This window comes from Bradyrhizobium nanningense, from assembly GCF_004114535.1.
Classification (GTDB): Bacteria; Pseudomonadota; Alphaproteobacteria; order Rhizobiales; family Xanthobacteraceae; genus Bradyrhizobium; species Bradyrhizobium nanningense.
The window spans coordinates 36,309-56,167 of sequence record NZ_LBJC01000020.1 but is presented as its reverse complement, the minus strand read 5'-3'; the positions used below and the strand labels follow the sequence as shown (position 1 = coordinate 56,167).

Genomic DNA, 19,859 nt, shown 5'->3' with positions numbered 1-19,859 from the left:
CATGGGCGATCGGCCTGCGTCTTCCAGAACCGCTCGCCCCTCACCGCACATGGTCGGTTCGACAACGATTTCTGGCACCGCGCGGTTGCGCGGTGGGAGTAACAAGTGTGGCGGGATTTGAATGGAATCTCTGATCACGGCCGCCGCGCGCGCGCTCGAGGCCGGTGATCCGCTCGGCGCGCTGAACCGGGTTGCGTTGCGCAACGACGCGCCGTCGCTGGCGCTGCGCGGCATCGCGATGGCGCAGCTCGGCGATCTCGCCAAGGCCAAGTCGCTGCTGCGAAGCGCCGCGCGCGCGTTCGGCCCGCGCGAGGCGGTCGCGCGCGCCAGATGCGTGGTCGCCGAAGCCGAGATCGCGCTGGTCTCGCGCGATCTAAGCTGGCCGGACAAGGCGCTCGCCGCGGCACGGGCGGCCCTCGAAAAGCATGGCGATCTCGCCAACGCGGCGCATGCCGGACACATTGCGGCGCGGCGTCTTCTCCTCCTCGGACATGTCGACGAGGCAGAGCATACGCTCGCCGAGCTTAACCCCGCCCCGCTCCCGCCCACCTCACAAGTCGTTCGCGAGCTCGTGCTGGCCGGCATCGCCATACGGCGGCTCAGAACCAAGGATGCGCGCGCGGCGCTCGCGCGGGCAGCCCGCGCGGCGCAACTGGCTGATATCCCCGCGCTCACGGCCGAGGTCGAAAGCGCAAGCCGCGTGCTCGACACGCCGGCGGCACGCCTGATCGTGCACGGCGACGAGCGGCCCCTGCTGCTGGAGGGAATCGAGAATCTCGCAGCATCCGAGGCGCTCGTCGTCGACACCTTCCATCATTCGGTCCGCAGGCGCGGCACCGTCGTGCCGCTCGGCACCCGGCCGGTGCTGTTCGCCCTCGTTCGCATCCTGGCGCAGGCCTGGCCTGCGGACGTCTCGCGGCAGATTCTGATCGCAGGTGCGTTTCACGCCAAACATTTCGATGAATCGCATCGCGCGCGGTTGCGCGTCGAGATCGGACGGCTCCGCACCAAGCTCAAACCGCTCGCCGACGTCTGCGCAACGAAACAGGGGTTTGCGCTGGCGCCGCGCAAGACGCGCGAAATCCTCGTGCTGGCGCGGCCGGTGGAGGAAAAGCACGCCGCTATCCTCGCGCTCCTCTCCGACGGCGAGCCCTGGTCGAGCTCGGCGCTCGCGCTGGCGCTCGGAACGAGCGCGCGCACGGTGCAGCGGGCCCTCGACGAACTGGCGCGGTCGAACAAGGTGCAATGCTTCGGACATGGCCGGGCGCGGCGCTGGATGACGCCGCCCGTCCCGGGTTTCCCGACAGGCTTGTTACTCCCCGCGCCGCTGCTGAAGATGTAACGTTAAGATCACAGGGAACGAGCAGATGAAGCGTTCAGCCGCCGAAATCGTCAGGGAGTATGGACCGTTTGAGGGCGTCGAGGCCGTGCATGGCGTCACCTATGACGGCAGCCATGTCTGGTTCGCATCCGGCGACAAATTGAACGCGGTCGACCCGGCCAGCGGCAAGGTCGCGCGCTCCATCGACGTGGCCGCGCATGCCGGCACGGCATTCGACGGAAGGCACCTGTTCCAGATCGCCGAGGATCGCATCCAGAAGATAGATGCGGCCTCAGGCAAGGTGCTCACCACCATTCCGGCGCCCGGCGGCGGCGGCGATTCCGGCCTGGCCTGGGCCGAGGGATCGCTGTGGGTCGGGCAATATCGCGAGCGCAAGATCCATCAGGTCGATCCGGACACTGGCAAGGTTCTTCGCACCATCGAGAGCAAGCGCTTCGTGACCGGGGTGACCTGGGTCGACGGCGAGCTCTGGCACGGCACCTGGGAGAACGAAGAGAGCGACGTGCGACGGATCGACCCTGAGACGGGTAAGGTGCTCGAGCAGCTCGACCTGCCGGCCGGGACGATGGTTTCAGGATTGGAATCCGATGGCGGCGATCGCCTGTTCTGCGGCGGCGGCGCCGCCGGCAAGGTGAGAGCAGTCCGCCGTCCCAGGCGCAGCTAAGTCACGGTGAAATGAGCGCGCGCCTCGTCCTTCGAGACGACCGCTTCGCGGTCTCCTCAGGATGAGGCTAAGCAACATCGGCGTTCGTTGAAACTGGCGCCGCCCGCTCGGTCCTCATCCTGAGGGCCCGCCGACGGCGGGCGTCTCGAAGGATGGCCACAGTCGAGATCGCGGCTATGTGCGATTGCCCGGCTTGCGGGACAGGGCTCCCTGCAAGCGAAGCACCTGTGTAGAACCTCAAACCGGCGCCGTTAACCCATTCGCCGCAATTCCACCCCATCGGTGCGCTCTAGCGCCCTTCTCGCTCGCCCTGTAGAATCCCGGCCGGGGCGGCTTGGGGGATTGATGCGGCTAACGTTGAATCTGAAGACTATCCTGGTCGGCGTCGCCGTGCTCGCGGCGTCGTTCTTCGTCAGCCTGAAGGCGATGGACTGGCTGTCGCCGCGCGCGACGAATTCGGCGCCACCGGTCGCGCAATTGCCGCCGCTGCCGCCGGTCGCGAAGAGCTCGATCGTGATCGCGCCGGTCGCCATCGCGATCTCGGCGATCCGCGAGCAGGCCGAGAAGGCCGCGCCACGCAATTTCTCAGGGAAGGCCGACAACCCGATCTCGCAGATCCTGGAGAACGCCGACATCGGCTGGTCCGCTGTGCGCGGGCCGATGGCGGCGGCCGGCGACAAGGACGTGCTCACGATCTCGACGCCGCTGTCCGGCAAGCTGAACGTGACGGGCTCGCTGTCGGCGAAGGCCACGGGCGCGCTCGGCGAGGCGCTCGGCAGCGTGCTCGGCGGTGATGCTGCGAAACGGATCGGCGCCGTCAACATCAAGAATTTGAATGCCAGCGCCGAGATCAAGGGCAACGTGGTCGTCACCTCCCGCCCGAAGCTCGCGGCCAACTGGCACCTCGAGCCCAATCTCGGCGCCCAGGTCAATCTCGGCGACACCAACCTTGCGGTGGCCGGCGCCAAGGTCAACGTGCCGGCGCAGGTCAAGCCGCTGATCGACAAGAATGTCGGCGAGCAGATCAACATCGTCTCCGAACGCATCCGCAACGATCCGAGCCTGCGCGAGAATGCGAAGTTGCAATGGGCCAAGGCGTGCCGCTCGATCCCGCTGCAGGGATCTAGCTCCTCGGCCACGCTTCCGCCGCTCTGGCTCGAGATGAAACCGATCCGCGCCATCGCCGCGCAGCCGCGCGTCGACGCGCAGGCGGTGACGCTGCTGATGGGCCTGGAAGCGGAGACCCGCGTCACCTCGACGCCGACCAAGCCGGACTGTCCGTTTCCCGACAAGATCTCGATCGTGCCGCCGACCGGCACCGGCGTGAACATCGGCGTGCCGATCGACGTGCCCTTCACCGAGATCAACAAGCTGATCAGCGCGCAGATGGTCGGCCGCACCTATCCCGAGGACGGCTCCGGCCCGGTCGACGTCACCGTGAAGAGCGCCAACGTGATCCCGTCGGGCGACCGGCTGCTGATCTCGCTGCTGGTCCGCGCCAAGGAGAAGAAGAGCTGGCTCGGCCTCGGCGCCGAGGCGACCGTCCACATCTGGGGGCGGCCGGTGCTCGATCAGGCGCAACAGACGCTGCGGCTCACCGACATCCAGCTCGCGGTGGAATCCGAAGCTGCGTTCGGCCTGCTCGGCGCCGCGGCGCGCGCCGTCGTGCCGCAGATGCAGCAGGCGCTGCTGCAGAAGGCGACGCTCGACCTGAAGCCGATCGCCGCCAACGCCCGCGAGAAGATCGCCGCCGCGATCGCCGATTACCAGAAGAGTGAGGACGGCCTCAAGGTCGACGCCAAGATCGACAGCCTGACGCTGGCCGACATCGCCTTCGATTCCAAAACGTTGCGTGTGGTCGCGGAGGCCGGCGGCTCGCTGAATGTGTATGTGAGCAAGCTGTCGGGAATGTAGCGCGCGCGCTCACGGCATGGCTGTCGCATTTGAGAGCTGTCCCTGCGCCCATCCTTCGAGACGCCCGCCTTTGGCGGGCCCTCAGGATGAGGCTGGAGTGTGCGGCAGCCGTTTCAACGAGCACCTATGCCGCTTAGCCTCATCCTTAGGAGACCGCAAAGCGGTCGTCTCGAAGGACGAGGCGCACAAGCTGCCGCCGCGAATCGTATGCGATAGCCTGCACTCCCGCGCCTCTTCATCGCTTGCGCCGCTGGCATTCTCATCGGAGGATGCTAAGCTGCCCCTCGCAACCTCGAACGAGGTTCTGACAAGCATTGTAGCGGCAAGCCGAGGACAACATGGAAGCCGGCATGGTCACGCCCGCGCCGGCATTGGTGCGCTTTTCCGGCATTCAGAAGACCTATGATGGCGAGCACCTCGTGGTGAAAAACCTCGATCTCGACATCAGGAAGGGCGAGTTCATCACCCTGCTCGGCCCGTCGGGCTCGGGCAAGACGACCACGCTGATGATGCTGGCCGGCTTCGAGGTGCCGACCCATGGCGAGATTTACCTCGCGGAACGGCCCATCAAGAACATGCCGCCCCACAAGCGCGACATCGGCATGGTGTTCCAGAACTATGCCTTGTTTCCGCACCTGACGATCGCCGAGAATATCGCCTTCCCGCTATCCGTTCGCAAGACGAGCAAGGCGGAAGCGCAGGAGCGCGTCAAATCGGCGTTGCGCATGATCAAGATGGAAGCCCTGGCGCACCGGCGGCCCGGACAGCTGTCCGGCGGCCAGCAACAGCGCGTGGCGCTGGCCCGTGCGCTGGTTTTCAACCCGCAGCTCGTGCTGATGGACGAGCCGCTCGGCGCCCTCGACAAGCGCCTGCGCGAGCAGATGCAGCTGGAGATCAAACAACTGCACGAGAGGATGGGCATCACGGTCGTCTACGTCACCCACGATCAGAGCGAAGCGCTCACCATGTCGGACCGCATCGCCGTGTTCAACGACGGCATCGTGCAGCAGATCGACAGGCCCGACGCGCTGTACGAGCATCCGGTGAACAGCTTCGTTGCCCATTTCATCGGCGAGAACAATGTGCTGGCCGGCACCGTCGAGACGGTCAACAAGGACTATTGCCGCGTCGCGTTGACCGGCGGCGGCGCCGTGACCGCCCGGGCGATCAATGTATCGGGCCCGGGCGCATCGACCTCGCTGTCGGTACGGCCGGAGCGGATCGCCATTGTCACGGACGGCAGCTCCAGCGACGGAGCAAACCGCCTGCCGGCGAAGGTGCAGAACACCATCTATCTCGGCGACCATGCGCTGGCCGTGCTCGACGTCGCCGGCAACGCCGAGTTCATGGTCAAGCTTCAGCCGGGGGCGCATCATGATCTCACACATGGCGAAAGCGTCTTCATCAGCTTCCGCCCGGACGATTGCCTCGCCCTCGATCCCGTCTGATCCAGCGCAAGCGGGCCTGAGAACAATCAACCTCAACGCCACTCACATGAAAGAAGGAACCAAGACCATGCTGAAGCGCAAGATTGGCAAGATTGCTCTGGGTTTCGCCGCCGCGCTCGGTGCCAGCGCCGCGCTGGCGACGGTCGCACAGGCGCGTGACCTCACCGTGGTGTCGTGGGGCGGCGCGTACCAGGAGGCCCAGAAGAAGGTCTATTTCGAGCCGTTCAAGAAGGCGGCCGGAATTGCCATGAACGACGAGTCCTGGGACGGCGGTGTCGGCGTGCTGCGGGCCAAGGTGCAGGGCGGCGCCGCCACCTGGGACGTCGTCCAGGTCGAGAGCGACGAACTGGCGGTCGGCTGCGAGGAAGGCCTGTTCGAGAAGCTGGACTACACCAAGATCGGCGGCGAGGCCGCCTATATCCCGCCATCGGTCAATCCGTGCGGCGTCGGCGCCATCCTCTACGATTTTGTTCTCGGCTACGACAAGGACAAGCTGAAGGACGCCCCGAAGGGCTGGGCCGACTTCTTCGATACCAAGAAGATTCCGGGCAAGCGCGCCCTCCGTCAGGGCCCGAAGACCACGCTGGAGATCGCGCTCATGGCCGACGGCGTCGCACCGAAGGACGTCTACAAGGTGCTTGCGACCGACGAGGGTGTCGAGCGCGCCTTCAAGAAGCTCGACACCATCAAGGGTGACATCGTCTGGTGGAAGGCCGGCGCCCAGCCGCCGCAACTGCTCGCCTCCGGCGAGGTGGCGATGACCTCGGTCTACAATGGCCGCATCGACACCGCCAACAAGAACGAGAAGAAGAACTTTAGCATGGTGTGGGACGGCGCGCTGTTCACTCTCGACAGCTGGGTCATTCTGAAGGGCAGCCCGAACAAGGACGCCGCCTACAAGTTCCTGGATTTCGTCGGCAAGGCGGAGAACCAGTCGAAACTGTCGGAGAACATCGCCTACGGCACCTCCAACAAGGACGCAGCCGGCAGGCTCTCGCCCGCCGTGCTGAAGGACCTGCCGACCGCGCCCGACAACATCAAGAACGCGGTCGAGATCAACGTCGCGTTCTGGCTCGAGAACATCGACCGCCTGACCGAGCGCTTCAACAAATGGGCCGCGAAGTAGCGCGCGGCCGAAATGGTGCAGGGAGCAAGTAGAGGATGCGTGGCGGATACCTCGCCCGTCGCGCATCCTTCGAGACGCCCGCCTACGGCGGGCCCTCAGGATGAGGTCTGAGTCTGTGGCAGCGATTCTACACGCACCGATGTCGAGGAGCCTCATCCTGAGGAGACCGCGAAGCGGTCGTCTCGAAGGACGAAGCGCGCGCTCGGGCCGCTCCAAACCTGAAGCGGCGAGGGATGTCCGGCCAAAGAGGCTGGCGCCGTGACGGATGGGCTCCTGACCAGCGCCAGCGCGCCGCCCGGGGTGCCGCTGAAGCGGCGATTGAGGCGCGCCGAGCGGGCACGGCAGCTCAAGGCGCTCGCGCTGGTCGCGCCGCTCCTCGTCTTCCTGCTCTTCACCTTCGCCGGGCCCATCGCCGGCATGCTGTGGCGCGCGGTCGATGACCGCGAGGTGCGTCAGGTCCTGCCTCAAACCATAGCTGCTCTCGCCGACTGGGACGGCAAGGACCTGCCGGACGAAAAGGCGTACGCGGCGCTCGCAAGCGACGTGCTGGCGGCACGCGCCGCCGGCACCATTGCGATTGCGGCCAAGCGGCTGAACTACGCGCTGAACGGTTTTCGCACGATCCTGACCAGCACCGCCCGCAATCTGAAGGCCGCGCCCGAACCCGGCACCGCCAAGGAGACTCTGGGCAAGATCAATCCGGCCTGGCGCGAACGCGCCACCTGGACGACGATCAAGGACGCCAGCGGTCCCATCACGGGCTTCTACCTTCTGGCGGCGCTCGATCTGACGCGGAATGCGGACGGCGCGATCGTCGCGGCGTTGCCGGACCAGGCCATTTACCGCCAGGTTTTCACCCGCACCTTCATCATCAGCCTCAGCGTCACCCTGCTCTGCCTGATCCTCGGCTTCCCGGTCGCCTACCTCTTGGCGACGCTGCCGCCGGAACGGTCGAACCTCTTGATGATCTTCGTCCTGCTGCCGTTCTGGACGTCGCTTCTGGTCCGCACCTGCGCCTGGATCGTGCTGCTGCAGAGCAAGGGCGTCGTCAACGACAGCCTGCGCTGGCTTGGCATCATCGACGAGCCGTTGCGCCTGATCTACAACCGCTTCGGCGTCTGCGTCGCGACGACCCACGTTCTCCTACCCTTCATGATCCTGCCGCTCTACAGCAGCATGAAGGCCATTTCGCCAGCTTACTTGCGGGCCGCCGCCTCGCTCGGCGCACCACCCCTCACCGCTTTCTTGCGGATCTACCTGCCGCAAACCTTGCCCGGCATCGGCGCGGGAAGCCTGCTCGTCTTCATCCTGGCGCTCGGCTACTACATCACGCCGGCGCTCGTCGGCGGCGCCGCCGATCAGATGATCAGCTACTTCATCGCGCTCTACACGACCGAAACGGCCAATTGGGGTCTGGCTTCGGCGCTCGGTGCGGTGCTGCTGCTGGCCACCATTCTCTTGGCGCTCGTCTACGGAAAGCTGGTGCAGGGCCAGCAGGTCACGGGGGGCATGAAGAATTGAGCGACAATTCCTCCTTGCGCACACAGAGCCAGCGCATCGCGTGGACGGCGACCATCGTCGTCTCCACGCTGGTGTTCATCTTCCTGATCGCGCCGATCCTGGCGATCATGCCGCTGTCGTTCAGCTCGGGCTCGTACCTCACCTATCCGCTGCCGGGCCTGTCCTTGCGCTGGTACGACGACTTCATCACGTCGCCGCGCTGGATGAATTCGTTGAAGAACAGCGTGATCATCGGCGTGGCCTCGACGGCACTGTCCATGGTGCTTGGCACGCTGGCCGCGCTGGGGCTGGCGCAGTGGAAGAGCCGTCTCAAACCGCTCGTTCTGGCCTTCGTGCTGTCGCCGGTCGTCGTGCCCGGCGTCATCACCGCCGTGGGCCTGTATTTCTTCTTCGCGCCGATCGGACTGACCGGCAGCTATCTCGGCCTCATCCTCGCCCACACCGCGCTGGCGACGCCCTTCGTTGTGATCACGGTCGGCGCGACCCTCCAAAGCTTCGACACCAATCTGGCGCGCGCCGCCGCCTCGCTCGGCGCCTCGCCGCTTGAGGCGTTCCGCCGCGTGATCCTGCCGCTGATCCTGCCTGGCCTCGCATCGGGCGCGCTGTTCGCCTTCGCGACCAGCTTCGACGAGGTGGTGATCGTGCTGTTCATGGCGGGTCCCGAGCAGCGCACCCTGCCGCGCGAGATGTTCAGCGGCATCCGCGAGAACATCAGCCCGACCATCACCGCCGCGGCATTGATCCTGACTACGGTGTCGGTCATCCTCCTCGCCACCATGGAAGCCTTGCGCCGCCGCAACGAACGGCTCAAGGCCGGCGGCTGAAGCGGCGGTGCAACTTCTCCCTCTCCCCGCCTGCGGCCGCAAGCGGGGCGAGGTGAAACAGACACGACAGCGCGCCCGGTGAAAACCGGGCGCGCTTCGTCTACTCGCTCAGGACCGCATTACTCCGAATACTTGAACTCCGGCATGTTCTTCAGCTCGTCCTTGCTGGCATTGAACACGGCGTGATCCGGATACCATTTCGACGAGGACGACGTCGTGGTCGTCGCGGTCTTGTCGGTGCCGGTCGCAGCGCCCGTGGTCGTCGTCGCCGCGGGCTTCGCGCCCGGATTCGTGGCAGCGCCGGTATAGGCAACGGCCTCATTGACGAACTTCAGCTTCTCATAGGGCACGGCGACCAGATGCTCGCCCATACCGAGGAAGCCACCGACGCCGATCACGGCGATCTTGATGGCGCCGCTCTTGTCCATCAACAGATCGTTGATGGAGCCGATGTTCTCGTTCGCTTCGTTATAGATCTTCAGGCCCGACATCTTCGAGGCGCGCCATTCGCCCGACGCCGTGGTGGTGGTCGTGGTGGCCGCCGCGGCCGGCGCCTTGTCGGTGGTGGCGGTCGGCGATTGCGCGAACGCAACGGTTGCAAGCAGTGCGGTGCCGGCGAGGCCGGCGGCGATCGATTTCGTCAGCATGTTGTCCTCTCCTTCACAAGAAACTCGTGTGGAGAAAACAGCGCTGATCACACGCAGTTCCTTGCGCGCGGCAATTTCGTCGCGCGATGCGCGAGTGCGAAAAAACCCGCAAGGACTGTTCCTGCGTCACTCAGGAACATTTTGCGGCGCACGGTTCCCCGCCGACGATCAGGCACCCTGGATGAAGCAAGATCGCGGCGAGGACCGCGCCGACCCGCGTCGCTCGGGGTCAGCTCTTGTAGTCGATCAAAAGCGCGGAGAAGTCGGAGCCCATGGATGAGCTGCCGTTGGCGCCGTAGGACGATGCCGAGGATTGCGATTGCTGCAGCGCCTGGAGGAATTGCTGGAGGATCTCGGCGGTGGTCTGGTCGCTGGACGTGCTGCTGGTCGTGTCGGTGGAGGACGACGAATCCGAGGAGCTGTCGTCCGGCGGCGGGCCGGGCGGAGGTCCGCCTGCGCCGCCGGGGCCACCCGCTCCACCCGCTCCGCTCGCGAAGGCGGACTGAAACACGCCCTTGAGCGCTTCGGCCTGGTCCGAGGTCAGCGTCCCGTTGGACACTTCATTCGAGATGAGGTCGTCGATCTTCGACTGCATGTCCTCCTTGGAGGGGCGCGTGCCGCTCGACTGGTCGCTCGACCGGCCCTGCTGGAGCGCCGTGTCGATGTCGGTCAGCGCCGTCGAGAGCGCGGACTGATCAGACGACGAGATCGTGCCGGCGGACACTTCCGATTGCAATTCCTGCTGCAGCCGCTGCAGCGGCGACTGGTAGTTGCCGGCGGAGGCCGCCGAAATCGAGGTCATGGATGGCTCCGTGGATATTGCGGGGTTTCGTCGCGGACCACGCCACGGTATGGTTAACGGACTTAACGAGACCTTGCCGCTCCGCAGGCGCGCGATTGCCGCCTGTTGCGGGAAGCTGGGCAGAAACAATCCGAAACAAAAATCTTCGCCATTTGGCCCGAATCTTGGACAAACAAAGCGCATGGCCATTCCCAATCCCAACATCCTGGTCGTCGAGGACGACCGCGAAACGCGGACGTTGATTGCGAAGTACCTGCGCAACAACGCCTGCAACGTCACCGCCGTGAGCGACGGCCGCGAGATGTCGCGCGCCATGGCCGATCACCGCATCGACCTCATCATTCTCGACGTCATGCTGCCCGGCGAGGACGGCCTCAGCCTGTGTCGCAAGGTGCGTGCCGAGGCACAGACGCCGATCATCATGCTGACCGCGCGCGGCGAGGACGTCGATCGGATCGTTGGCCTCGAGATGGGCGCGGACGACTATCTGCCCAAACCCTTCAACCCGCGCGAGCTGCTCGCCCGCATCAACGCGGTGCTGCGCCGCCAGGCCGCGGCGCAAGCGGCAAGCTCGATCGAAGGCGCCTCCACGCTCACCTTCGAGGGCTGGCACATCGATCTGCGGCTGCGCGAATTGCGCAATCCGGAAGGTGCGCGCGTCGCGGTGACCAGCGCCGAATTCGATCTCTTGCGCACGTTCTGCGAACGGCCCGGCCGCGTGCTGTCGCGCGACAGCCTGCTCGACCTCACGCAAGGCCGCAACACCGGCTCGTTCGAGCGCTCCATCGATGTGCTGGTCAGCCGCATCCGCCGCAAGATCGAGCCCAACCCGGCCGATCCCACCCTGATCAAGACGGTGCGCTCCGGCGGCTATCTGTTCACGCCGCGAACGCAGGTCGCAGTCCTTCAAGCGGCAAATTCTCAAGCGGCAAGCCCTCAAGCAGCGAGCACTGAAGCGGTTGCGGCGCCCCTGAGCAATTGAAGGGGACGCCGACGATGAGGCCGTTCGGGTTCTTTCACCTCAAGGGGATCGGCGGGCAGATCGCCGCGCTGGTGCTGGCTTCGACCGTCGCGCTCCATCTCGTCGTCACTACCGCCTTCCTGATCAGCCGGCCGGATCGCTCCGACATGCCGCCGGATGGCGCGCATCAACTGACCGATGCCGCGCTGCTGCTCGGCTCGGCCGAGGCCGGCGAGCGGCCGCGCCTCGTCGCCGATCTCGCGCGCGCCTTTCCCAAGCTCGGCATCGAACTGCTCGCCCCTGGCACCGTAAGCGTCGAGGAGAGCGACAATCAGCCCCTGCGCGGAATGCGCCGTCATCTCGGACGCGGCTACAAGGCGGTCCAGCTGGCCTCGAGCGGCCCCCAATCCCGCGTCGGCGTCGAGTTGCCCGACGGCACCATGATCGCCGGGCATGTCGACGGCGGGCCGCGGCCATGGTTCTGGGGGGCGCCCTGGCTGATGGCGCTGATGACCGCCTTCATCTGCGTCTCCGTGCTCGGCCTGTGGGCGGCGCGGGCGCTGGCCGCTCCGCTGTCATCCTTTGCCAAGGCCGCCGAGAATTTCAGCCTGGACGGCGGGGCAGAACCCCTGCCCGAGCGCGGTCCGGAAGAGATCCGCTCGGTGGCGCGCGCGCTCAACCGCATGCACGAGCGGATCGCCCGCCTGATGTCGGATCGCACCCGCATGCTGGCCGCGATCAGCCACGATCTGCGCACCCCGATCACGCGTCTGCGCCTGCGTGCCGAGTTCATCGAGGACGAGACCAACCGCAAGCGCATGCTGATCGACCTCGACCAGATGCGCGCGATGCTGGAGAGCGTGCTGTCGCTGCTGCGCAACGACCGCAAGGTCGAAGCCGTGACGCTGGTCGACATCGCCAGCACGCTCCAGCTCGTCACCGACCAGTTCGGCGACATGGGCCATGTCGTGCATTATGACGGACCGGCGTCCGCGACCGCCGCCGCGCGGCCCGACGATCTGCATCGCGGCGTCACCAACCTCGTCGAGAACGCGGTGCGCTTCGGCGCCGAGGTGACGATCCGCCTCGACGTCTCGGGCAGCAGGCTCGTCATCGACGTCGAGGACGACGGTCCCGGCATTTCGGATGCGCGCAAGCAGGAGATGCTGGAGCCGTTCGTGCGCGGGGACGATGCGCGCACCATGGACGAGTCCACCGGCTTCGGGCTCGGCCTGTCGATCGCGCGCGCCATCGCGCTCGCCCATGGCGGCGAGCTGTCCCTGCACGACCGCGCCCCGCACGGACTGATCGTGCGGATGCAATTGCCGCTCTGGCAGCAGCCTAGGCTTGCGGCGGCTTAAGATCGCCCCTTACGCTGCGAGCGGCGGATGCTCGACGGCCACCTCGTCGTAGATGGCCACCGCCTCGAAGCGGTAATTGCAGGCGTGGCAGGTCCAGAGATAGCGGACGCACCCCTCGCCCGGCTCGATCCAGTCGGGCTGCGGGATCGGCGCGCCGCATTGGGCACAGGGATTCTGCCTAGGGATGTCGCTGAGGATTGCTTTTGTCATGGCACCTCTCCCGATTTGCGGCGTCTTCCTACTCGCTTTCGCGCGCCCGCGCGAATAGACAGCTTTGCTGCCGCGAGCGGACCGCGCCCTGAGGGAACCGATACGCCGGCATTGCGTCGTAACAACGGCTCGGCGCCGCAAAATCGCAAGCGGCGGCGTTTGGTCACATCATCGCCGCGTTCGGAAGGCCTAACGGCAGCCGGGCGCAGGTCATTTAAGGGGCCTCATTTAAGGGGCCTCAGGGATATCTGATGAAAATTTTACGCATTGCCGCGCTGCTCGCGGCCGGACTGACATTGCCGCAGGCCGCGTTCGCCGGCGAAGCCGAATATGCCGAGATGGTCGCGGCCCATGCCCGCGCCAACGGCGTGCCGGAAGCGCTGGTGCATCGCGTGATCATGCGCGAGAGCCGCTATCAGCCGCACCTCGTCGGCCGCGGTGGCACCATCGGCCTGATGCAGATCAAGCTCGCGACCGCCCGCGGGGTTGGTTACACCGGCGATGCCGCGGGCCTGCGCGATCCCAACACCAACCTCACCTATGCCGTGAAATACCTCGCCGGCGCCTATCGCGCCGCCAACGGCGACCACGCCCGCGCCGTGCGTTATTTCGCCGGCGGCTATTACTACGCCGCCAAGCGCCAGCGGCAGGAGGCCGTGCAGGTCGCCAGCATGGGCGACACCAATATGGGCAATATGGGCCAACCCTGGCTCGAACCGAACGGCAATCCGCAGCCGATGTTCGGCAACGTGCCGCATCGGAAGCTCGCCCAGCGCCTCCGCAACGCGCGGGCGCAGGCGATGAAGTAACTGCGGCAGCGTGCAACGCTGCTGCGCAGAGCCGGGACCCAGCGTCCCACATAAGAGCGTCCCACATAAGCATGGGCCCCGGCTCTGCGACGCATCACGCCGCGCTGGACGATGCTTCGCATCGCCAGGGGCGCGCTGCATCGCATCCGGGGCACAGCTGCGGTTCCCACCTAACGCGTTGACCACCCCGTCCCGCTGTCCTACATTAGACCCGTTCCGAGGGGTGCTCCGAGGAGGAGCTGAGATACCGCTAAATGGGCAATACCGCCCAGGACCGCGGTGACCCTTTGAACCTGATCCGGGTCATGCCGGCGAAGGGACAGGGATGTTGCAGAACACCAAGCGACCGGATTCACCGGTATCCATCATCGGCGCAGGCATTGCCGGAGCCTGGCAAGCCCTGTTGTTTGCGCAGGCCGGCCATGCCGTGACCTTGCACGAGCGCGGTGACGAGGCGATGACGGACGCCACCAGCCATTGGGCCGGCGGCATGCTCGCGCCCTATTGCGAGGCCGAGGTCGCCGAACCCATCATCAGCCGCCTGGGGCTGCGCTCGCTCGACATCTGGCGGCGCGAGCTGCCCGACACGCCGTTCAACGGCTCGCTCGTCGTCGCCCATGCGCGCGAACGCAACGATTTCGAGCGCTTTGCCCGCATGACCGAGGACCACCGCCGGCTCGACGCCGCCGGCCTCGCCGAGCTGGAGCCGTCGCTGGAGGGCCGCTTCCGCGACGCGCTGTTCTTCCCCGCCGAGGGCCATGTCGAGCCGCGCCGCGTGCTGCCGCAGCTGCACGAGCGCATCCGCGCCGCCGGCGGCACCATCAAGTTCGAAAGCGACGTCACCGCGAATGATCTCGACGGCATCGTGATCGACTGCCGCGGCCTCGGCGCGCGCGACGAGCAGAGCGAGCTTCGCGGCGTCAAGGGCGAGATGATCCTGATCGAGACGAGCGAGGTGCAGCTTGCCCGCCCGGTGCGGCTGATGCATCCGCGCTGGCCGCTCTACGTGATCCCGCGCGAGGACAATCTGTTCATGCTGGGCGCGACCTCGATCGAGGCCGAGGACACCGGCGTCAGCGTCCGCTCCGCGCTGGAGCTCTTGGGCGCGGCGTATGCCGTGCACCCGGCCTTCGGCGAAGCCCGCATCGTCGAGTTCGGCTCGGGGCTTCGCCCCGCCTATCCCGACAATCTGCCGCGCATCGGCATTCGCGGCCGCAGGATCACCGTCAACGGCCTCTATCGCCACGGCTTCCTGATCGCCCCCGCGCTCGCCGAGCTGACACTCGCCTATGTCGAGCGCGGCCAGATCGACAACGAGGTGATGCAATGCTTGTGATCGTCAACGGCGAGCAGCGCGAGGTGAATTCCGCAAGCGTCGACGCGCTGCTGTCCGAGCTCGATTACGAGGGCAGCCATTTCGCGATCGCGCTCAACTACGACGTCGTGCCGAAGAGCCGCTGGGCCGAGACGAGCCTGAAGGCCGGCGACGAGATCGAGATCATCACGCCGCGGCAGGGAGGGTGAGGATGATGAATGCACTCTATTTGTCGCCGCGACGCCTGCCAAACACTCCGCTGTCATCGCCCGGCTTGACCGGGCGATCCAGTACGCCGCGGCTTCACGGTTCTAGCCACCCTGCCGCGGCGTACTGGATCCCCGCTTTCGCGGGGATGACACCGCAATCAAAGGAGACACCTCCCACATGGTGACCTTCTACGGCAAAACCTTCGCCTCGCGCCTGCTGATCGGCAGCGCGCTCTATCCCTCGCCGGCGATCATGCAGTCGGCGATCCGCGCCTCCGGCTCGAACATCGTCACCGTGTCGCTGCGGCGCGAATCCGCCGGCGGCAAGACCGGGGACGCGTTCTGGAAGCTGATCCGCGAGCTCGACGTCACCGTGCTGCCGAACACCGCCGGCTGCCGCAGCGTGCGCGAGGCCGTGACCACGGCCAAGCTCGCGCGCGAATTGTTCGCGACGTCCTGGATCAAGCTGGAAGTGATCGCCGACAACGACACGCTGCAGCCGGACGTCGTCGGCCTGGTCGAGGCCGCGACCATCTTGGTCAAGGACGGCTTTGAAGTGTTCCCCTATTGCACCGAGGATCTTTCTGTTGCCAACCGCCTGGTCGATGCCGGCTGCAAGGTCGTGATGCCGTGGGCAGCGCCGATCGGCAGCGCGAAGGGCATCACCAATCGCGATGCGCTGAAGCTGCTGCGCGACCGGCTGCCTGACATCACGCTGGTGGTCGACGCTGGTCTCGGCGCGCCCAGCCACGCGGCGCAGGCGCTGGAGCTCGGCTTTGATGCCGTGCTGCTCAACACCGCCATCGCCAAAGCCGCCGACCCGGTCGCGATGGCCAAGGCTTTCCGCCTCGGCTGTGATGCCGGCCGCATAGCCTTCGAGGCCGGGCTGATGAACGCCCGCGACTTCGCCTCCCCTTCCACCCCTGTCGTTGGGACCCCGTTCTGGCATGCCGTATCCTGATCGTTTCTATCCAGTCGTCGACAGCCTCGGCTGGGTCGAGCGCCTGACCAAGCTCGGCGTCGGCACCATCCAGCTGCGCGCGAAAGAGCTCGACGACGGGCAGGCCTTGCAGATGGTCACCGATGCACTCGCGATCACTAAGGGCACGCAGGCCAAGCTGGTCGTGAACGATTATTGGCGCGCCGCGATCGTCGCCGGCGCCAAATATCTGCATCTCGGCCAGGAGGACCTCGCCGCCGCCGATCTCAAGGCGATCCGCGAAGCGGGCCTGTCACTCGGCATCTCCACCCATGACGATGCCGAGCTTGAAACCGCGCTCGCAGCAAAGCCGGATTACGTCGCACTCGGCCCGATCTTCTTCACCACGCTCAAATCGATGCGCTTCGAGCCGCAGGGCATTCCGAAGATCACCGAATGGAAGCAGCGCATCGGCACCATCCCGCTGGTCGCCATCGGCGGCATCAAGTTCGAGCACGCCGCGGAGATTTTTGCGGCGGGCGCGGATTCGATCGCTGTTGTCAGCGACGTCACGCAGAACGCCGATCCGGATGCGCGCGTGCGGCAATGGCTCGGCCTGTCCACGGAGGCTGCGTGATGCATGTCCCGTTCCCACCCCACATTCCACTGTCATCGCCCGGCTTGACCGGGCGATCCAGTACGCCGCGGCTTCTCGGCTCTAGCCGCACCGCCTCTGGAATACTGGATCCCCGCTTTCGCGTGGATGACAGCGGTATTTGCCTCTCGCGCAGCGACATGAACGAATTAAAACGGAGGATCCCATGAACATCCGCTCCAACCCCGACAAGACCATCCCCGCCGTCACCACCGGTCCCCTTCCCTCCTCGCGCAAGATCTTCGCGTCCCCCGATGCCGCGCCCGATCTGCGCGTGCCGCTGCGCGAGATCATCCTGTCCGAAGGCGCCGGCGAGCCGAACCTGCCGGTCTACGACACCTCGGGGCCCTACACCGACCCCAGCGTCACCATCGACGTCAATGCCGGCTTGGCGCGCAACCGCAAGCAATGGGTGCTGGAGCGCGGCGGCGTCGAGGAATATGAGGGCCGGCAGATCAAGCCGGAGGACAATGGCAGCGTCTCCACCGACAAGGCCGCGCGCGCCTTCTCGGCCTATCACAAGCCGCTGCGCGGCCTCGACGGCCACAAGATCACCCAGCTCGAATTCGCCCGTGCCGGCATCATCACCAAGGAGATGATCTACGTCGCCGCGCGCGAGAACCTCGGCCGCAAGCAACAGCTCGAGCGCGCGGAAGCAGCCCTGGCCGACGGCGAAAGCTTCGGCGCCTCCGTGCCCGCTTTCATCACCCCGGAGTTCGTTCGCGACGAGATCGCGCGCGGCCGCGCCATCATCCCCTCCAACATCAACCACAGCGAACTCGAGCCGATGATCATCGGCCGCAACTTCCTCACCAAGATCAACGCCAATATCGGCAACTCGGCGGTGACGTCTTCCGTCGAGGAAGAGGTCGAGAAGATGGTGTGGGCGATCCGCTGGGGCGCCGACACCGTGATGGACCTTTCGACGGGCCGCAACATCCACACCACCCGCGAATGGATCTTGCGCAACTCGCCGGTGCCGATCGGCACCGTGCCGATCTACCAGGCGCTGGAGAAGTGCAACGGCGATCCGGTGCAGCTCACCTGGGAGCTCTACAAGGACACGCTGATCGAGCAGTGCGAGCAGGGCGTCGACTATTTCACCATCCACGCCGGCGTGCGCCTGCAATACATCCACCTCACCGCCAACCGCGTCACCGGCATCGTCTCGCGCGGCGGCTCGATCATGGCGAAGTGGTGCCTGGCGCATCACAAGGAGAGCTTCCTCTACACCCATTTCGACGAGATCTGCGACCTCATGCGCAAGTATGACGTCTCGTTCTCGCTGGGCGACGGCCTGCGTCCCGGCTCGATCGCGGACGCCAACGACCGCGCGCAGTTCGCGGAGCTGGAGACGCTCGGCGAGCTCACCAAGATCGCGTGGGACAAGGGCTGCCAGGTCATGATCGAAGGCCCCGGCCACGTGCCGATGCAAAAGATCAAGATCAACATGGACAAGCAGCTCAAGGAGTGCGGCGAGGCGCCGTTCTATACACTTGGACCGCTGACCACCGACATCGCGCCGGGCTACGACCACATCACGTCAGGCATCGGCGCCGCCATGATCGGCTGGTTCGGCTGCGCCATGCTCTGCTACGTCACCCCGAAGGAGCATCTCGGGCTACCCGACCGCAACGACGTCAAGACCGGCGTCATCACCTACAAGATCGCCGCCCACGCCAGTGATCTCGCCAAGGGCCACCCCGCCGCGCAACTGCGCGACGACGCCCTCTCCCGCGCGCGCTTCGACTTCCGCTGGAGCGACCAGTTCAACCTCGGCCTCGATCCCGACACCGCGAAGAACTTCCACGACGAGACCCTGCCGAAGGAAGCCCACAAGGTCGCCCATTTCTGCTCGATGTGCGGTCCGAAATTCTGCTCAATGAAGATCACCCAGGACGTACGCGACTACGCGGCAACGCTGAACGATCCGAACAGCGTTGGCATGTCGCTGGCCGGCACCGCCGAGGACGGCATGGCCAGGATGAGCGCGAAGTTTAAGGAGATGGGGAGCAGCGTTTATCTGGATGCGGAGAAGGTGAAGGAGAGTAATCGGGTGTTGTGAGACCACTAAATGAACGATGAAATGGGACCGAGCAGTTGCTCGTTCCCATTTCTCTGTAATTGATAGAATCTATTAGTGCCGTTTGCGGTGCTGATTTTTGAGCACGTATTCACTAAAGCTGAATTCGTCTTTCACGACGTCTGCAAATCCTGGAGCAAACTCGACATAGTCGCTTTGACCATACGATCCGATGTATACATCTTCGGTCTCGCCAACATCTCGCACCGGCGTCCAAAGGACGAAGCCATCAAACTCAAACTCGCTGACCGCGATCAGCAACTGGGAAATAAGTGATTTTGGCATATTCTCATTTACAGCGACGATCCACTTACCCACCCCCCACCGCCTCCCCGACCAACTCCGCCCCAACCTCCGCCTCGTCTTCGTCGGCACCGCCGCCTCGACGCGCTCGGCGGAGCTCGGGCACTATTACGCCCATCCCGGCAACCGCTTCTGGCGCGCGATTCATGAGGCCGGCATCACGCCGCGGCGCTATCAGCCAAGCGAGTTCGCGAGCCTGATCGAACTCGGGATCGGCTTCACCGATCTCTCCAAGACGGGCGCCGGGATGGATCACCAGATCGCGGCGGAGACGATCGACGTATCAGGCTTCAGGGCCAAGATGGAAACGTATCGGCCGCGGACGATTGCGTTCACGAGCAAGAAGGCGGCGAGCTTGTTTTACGGCAGGCCGTCGAGCGGGATTGCGCTCGGGCGGCAGCAGCGCCGTGAGAGCTTGCCGGAGATCTTCGTGCTGCCGTCGCCGTCCGGCGCGGCGTCGGGGCATTGGACACTGGAGCCGTGGCGCGAGCTGGCGGCGTGGATCGCCGCGTAGGTTCGGCGAACAATAGCGCGTCACATTCCGCTGTCGTCCCCGCGAACGCGGGGACCCATAACCCCAGGGAGTAGTTTGGCGGAGACTCGGCGTATCGGTACTGAGACTAACCGCACAGATAAATCACGCGGTATGGGTCCCGGCGTTCGCCGGGACGACATTGTTGGTTTGGCATCAGGCGTGGAAAGGATCGAACCGATGTCGGAATCCGCCCTCGTCGTTCGTCCTATGC

At 65.6% G+C, this 19,859-nt stretch carries 19 protein-coding genes and 1 riboswitch; of the genes, 16 read left to right on the top strand and 3 right to left on the bottom strand.

Translation table 11 applies throughout. From position 1 onward, the window contains the following. Nucleotides 1-121 precede the first annotated feature (121 nt). The 7 genes from XH84_RS13230 to XH84_RS13200 all read left to right on the top strand — a co-directional run bounded on the left by XH84_RS13230 (nt 122) and on the right by XH84_RS13200 (nt 8,839). Complete coding sequence (locus XH84_RS13230; RefSeq protein ID WP_128917316.1) at nt 122-1,342, top strand: helix-turn-helix domain-containing protein; 1,221 nt, start codon at nt 122-124, stop codon at nt 1,340-1,342. Between the two features lie 25 nt (nt 1,343-1,367). Then, nucleotides 1,368-2,006, top strand: a complete 639-nt coding sequence (locus XH84_RS13225) for a Vgb family protein (protein ID WP_128917317.1) — start codon at nt 1,368-1,370, stop codon at nt 2,004-2,006. Between the two features lie 345 nt (nt 2,007-2,351). Then, a complete protein-coding gene (locus XH84_RS13220) occupies nt 2,352-3,920 on the top strand; it encodes a DUF4403 family protein (protein ID WP_128917318.1) in 1,569 nt (522 codons plus the stop codon). A 338-nt stretch (nt 3,921-4,258) separates the two neighbouring features. Continuing rightward, nucleotides 4,259-5,368: an ABC transporter ATP-binding protein gene (locus tag XH84_RS13215; protein ID WP_128917319.1), complete on the top strand. Its 1,110-nt coding sequence runs from the start codon at nt 4,259-4,261 to the stop codon at nt 5,366-5,368. Between the two features lie 67 nt (nt 5,369-5,435). After that, the gene (locus XH84_RS13210; protein WP_128917368.1) at nt 5,436-6,494 is read left to right on the top strand and encodes an ABC transporter substrate-binding protein; all 1,059 of its coding nucleotides are present in this window, start codon (nt 5,436-5,438) and stop codon (nt 6,492-6,494) included. Nucleotides 6,495-6,752: 258 nt separating this feature from the next. Beyond that, complete coding sequence (locus XH84_RS13205) at nt 6,753-8,015, top strand: ABC transporter permease (protein ID WP_128917320.1); 1,263 nt, start codon at nt 6,753-6,755, stop codon at nt 8,013-8,015. Next, nucleotides 8,012-8,839, top strand: a complete 828-nt coding sequence (locus XH84_RS13200) for an ABC transporter permease (protein ID WP_164935966.1) — start codon at nt 8,012-8,014, stop codon at nt 8,837-8,839. The genes XH84_RS13205 and XH84_RS13200 overlap by 4 nt, the downstream gene beginning before the upstream one ends. A 119-nt stretch (nt 8,840-8,958) precedes the next feature. Here the strand turns inward: XH84_RS13200 and XH84_RS13195 are convergent, their stop codons facing one another. Continuing rightward, nucleotides 8,959-9,486: a PRC-barrel domain-containing protein gene (locus XH84_RS13195; RefSeq protein ID WP_128917321.1), complete on the bottom strand. Its 528-nt coding sequence runs from the start codon at nt 9,484-9,486 to the stop codon at nt 8,959-8,961. A gap of 229 nt (nt 9,487-9,715) precedes the next feature. Continuing rightward, nucleotides 9,716-10,288, bottom strand: a complete 573-nt coding sequence (locus tag XH84_RS13190; RefSeq protein WP_128917322.1) for a hypothetical protein — start codon at nt 10,286-10,288, stop codon at nt 9,716-9,718. Between the two features lie 181 nt (nt 10,289-10,469). Between XH84_RS13190 and XH84_RS13185 the strand changes: the two genes are divergently transcribed. Together XH84_RS13185 and XH84_RS13180 are read left to right on the top strand one after the other, a co-directional pair. Next, a complete protein-coding gene (locus XH84_RS13185) occupies nt 10,470-11,270 on the top strand; it encodes a response regulator (protein ID WP_128917323.1) in 801 nt (266 codons plus the stop codon). 14 nt (nt 11,271-11,284) lie between these two features. Then, complete coding sequence (locus XH84_RS13180) at nt 11,285-12,610, top strand: ATP-binding protein (RefSeq protein ID WP_128917324.1); 1,326 nt, start codon at nt 11,285-11,287, stop codon at nt 12,608-12,610. 9 nt (nt 12,611-12,619) lie between these two features. On the opposite strand, the gene XH84_RS13175 is transcribed toward XH84_RS13180, so the two are convergent. Beyond that, nucleotides 12,620-12,820 carry a hypothetical protein gene (locus XH84_RS13175; protein WP_128917325.1) on the bottom strand — a complete coding sequence of 67 codons (201 nt, stop codon included), beginning with the start codon at nt 12,818-12,820 and terminating at the stop codon, nt 12,620-12,622. Between the two features lie 251 nt (nt 12,821-13,071). Between XH84_RS13175 and XH84_RS13170 the strand changes: the two genes are divergently transcribed. From XH84_RS13170 to XH84_RS13140, 7 genes are all read left to right on the top strand, one after another. Then, nucleotides 13,072-13,629 carry a lytic transglycosylase domain-containing protein gene (locus tag XH84_RS13170; protein ID WP_128917326.1) on the top strand — a complete coding sequence of 186 codons (558 nt, stop codon included), beginning with the start codon at nt 13,072-13,074 and terminating at the stop codon, nt 13,627-13,629. Nucleotides 13,630-13,838: 209 nt separating this feature from the next. Beyond that, nucleotides 13,839-13,967: riboswitch (TPP riboswitch) on the top strand. Beyond that, complete coding sequence (locus tag XH84_RS13165) at nt 13,955-14,965, top strand: FAD-dependent oxidoreductase (protein ID WP_128917327.1); 1,011 nt, start codon at nt 13,955-13,957, stop codon at nt 14,963-14,965. It overlaps the preceding riboswitch by 13 nt. Continuing rightward, nucleotides 14,956-15,153 (top strand): sulfur carrier protein ThiS, encoded by a 198-nt coding sequence (gene thiS, locus XH84_RS13160; protein WP_128917328.1) that lies wholly within the window; start codon nt 14,956-14,958, stop codon nt 15,151-15,153. Before XH84_RS13165 ends, thiS begins: the two co-directional genes overlap by 10 nt. Nucleotides 15,154-15,331: 178 nt before the next feature. Next, on the top strand, nt 15,332-16,114 hold the full coding sequence (locus XH84_RS13155) for a thiazole synthase (RefSeq protein WP_128917329.1): 783 nt from the start codon (nt 15,332-15,334) through the stop codon (nt 16,112-16,114). Continuing rightward, nucleotides 16,101-16,709 (top strand): thiamine phosphate synthase, encoded by a 609-nt coding sequence (locus tag XH84_RS13150; RefSeq protein ID WP_128917330.1) that lies wholly within the window; start codon nt 16,101-16,103, stop codon nt 16,707-16,709. Before XH84_RS13155 ends, XH84_RS13150 begins: the two co-directional genes overlap by 14 nt. A gap of 184 nt (nt 16,710-16,893) precedes the next feature. Then, nucleotides 16,894-18,792: a phosphomethylpyrimidine synthase ThiC gene (gene thiC / locus XH84_RS13145; protein WP_128917331.1), complete on the top strand. Its 1,899-nt coding sequence runs from the start codon at nt 16,894-16,896 to the stop codon at nt 18,790-18,792. A gap of 322 nt (nt 18,793-19,114) precedes the next feature. Further along, nucleotides 19,115-19,627, top strand: coding sequence for a mismatch-specific DNA-glycosylase (locus tag XH84_RS13140; RefSeq protein ID WP_164935973.1), 513 nt, complete (start codon nt 19,115-19,117; stop codon nt 19,625-19,627). The last annotated feature ends 232 nt before the right edge of the window (nt 19,628-19,859 follow it).

Bases quoted from the DNA above. Each gene is read 5' to 3' on its own strand.
- XH84_RS13230 (WP_128917316.1), top strand. From the start codon at position 122: ATGGAATCTCTGATCACGGCCGCCGCGCGCGCGCTCGAGGCCGGTGAT.
- XH84_RS13225 (WP_128917317.1), top strand. From the start codon at position 1,368: ATGAAGCGTTCAGCCGCCGAAATCGTCAGGGAGTATGGACCGTTTGAG.
- XH84_RS13220 (WP_128917318.1), top strand. From the start codon at position 2,352: ATGCGGCTAACGTTGAATCTGAAGACTATCCTGGTCGGCGTCGCCGTG.
- XH84_RS13215 (WP_128917319.1), top strand. From the start codon at position 4,259: ATGGAAGCCGGCATGGTCACGCCCGCGCCGGCATTGGTGCGCTTTTCC.
- XH84_RS13210 (WP_128917368.1), top strand. From the start codon at position 5,436: ATGCTGAAGCGCAAGATTGGCAAGATTGCTCTGGGTTTCGCCGCCGCG.
- XH84_RS13195 (WP_128917321.1), bottom strand. From the start codon at position 9,486: ATGCTGACGAAATCGATCGCCGCCGGCCTCGCCGGCACCGCACTGCTT.
- XH84_RS13190 (WP_128917322.1), bottom strand. From the start codon at position 10,288: ATGACCTCGATTTCGGCGGCCTCCGCCGGCAACTACCAGTCGCCGCTG.
- XH84_RS13185 (WP_128917323.1), top strand. From the start codon at position 10,470: ATGGCCATTCCCAATCCCAACATCCTGGTCGTCGAGGACGACCGCGAA.
- XH84_RS13180 (WP_128917324.1), top strand. From the start codon at position 11,285: ATGAGGCCGTTCGGGTTCTTTCACCTCAAGGGGATCGGCGGGCAGATC.
- XH84_RS13175 (WP_128917325.1), bottom strand. From the start codon at position 12,820: ATGACAAAAGCAATCCTCAGCGACATCCCTAGGCAGAATCCCTGTGCC.
- XH84_RS13170 (WP_128917326.1), top strand. From the start codon at position 13,072: ATGAAAATTTTACGCATTGCCGCGCTGCTCGCGGCCGGACTGACATTG.
- XH84_RS13165 (WP_128917327.1), top strand. From the start codon at position 13,955: ATGTTGCAGAACACCAAGCGACCGGATTCACCGGTATCCATCATCGGC.
- thiS (WP_128917328.1), top strand. From the start codon at position 14,956: ATGCTTGTGATCGTCAACGGCGAGCAGCGCGAGGTGAATTCCGCAAGC.
- XH84_RS13155 (WP_128917329.1), top strand. From the start codon at position 15,332: ATGGTGACCTTCTACGGCAAAACCTTCGCCTCGCGCCTGCTGATCGGC.
- XH84_RS13150 (WP_128917330.1), top strand. From the start codon at position 16,101: ATGCCGTATCCTGATCGTTTCTATCCAGTCGTCGACAGCCTCGGCTGG.
- thiC (WP_128917331.1), top strand. From the start codon at position 16,894: ATGAACATCCGCTCCAACCCCGACAAGACCATCCCCGCCGTCACCACC.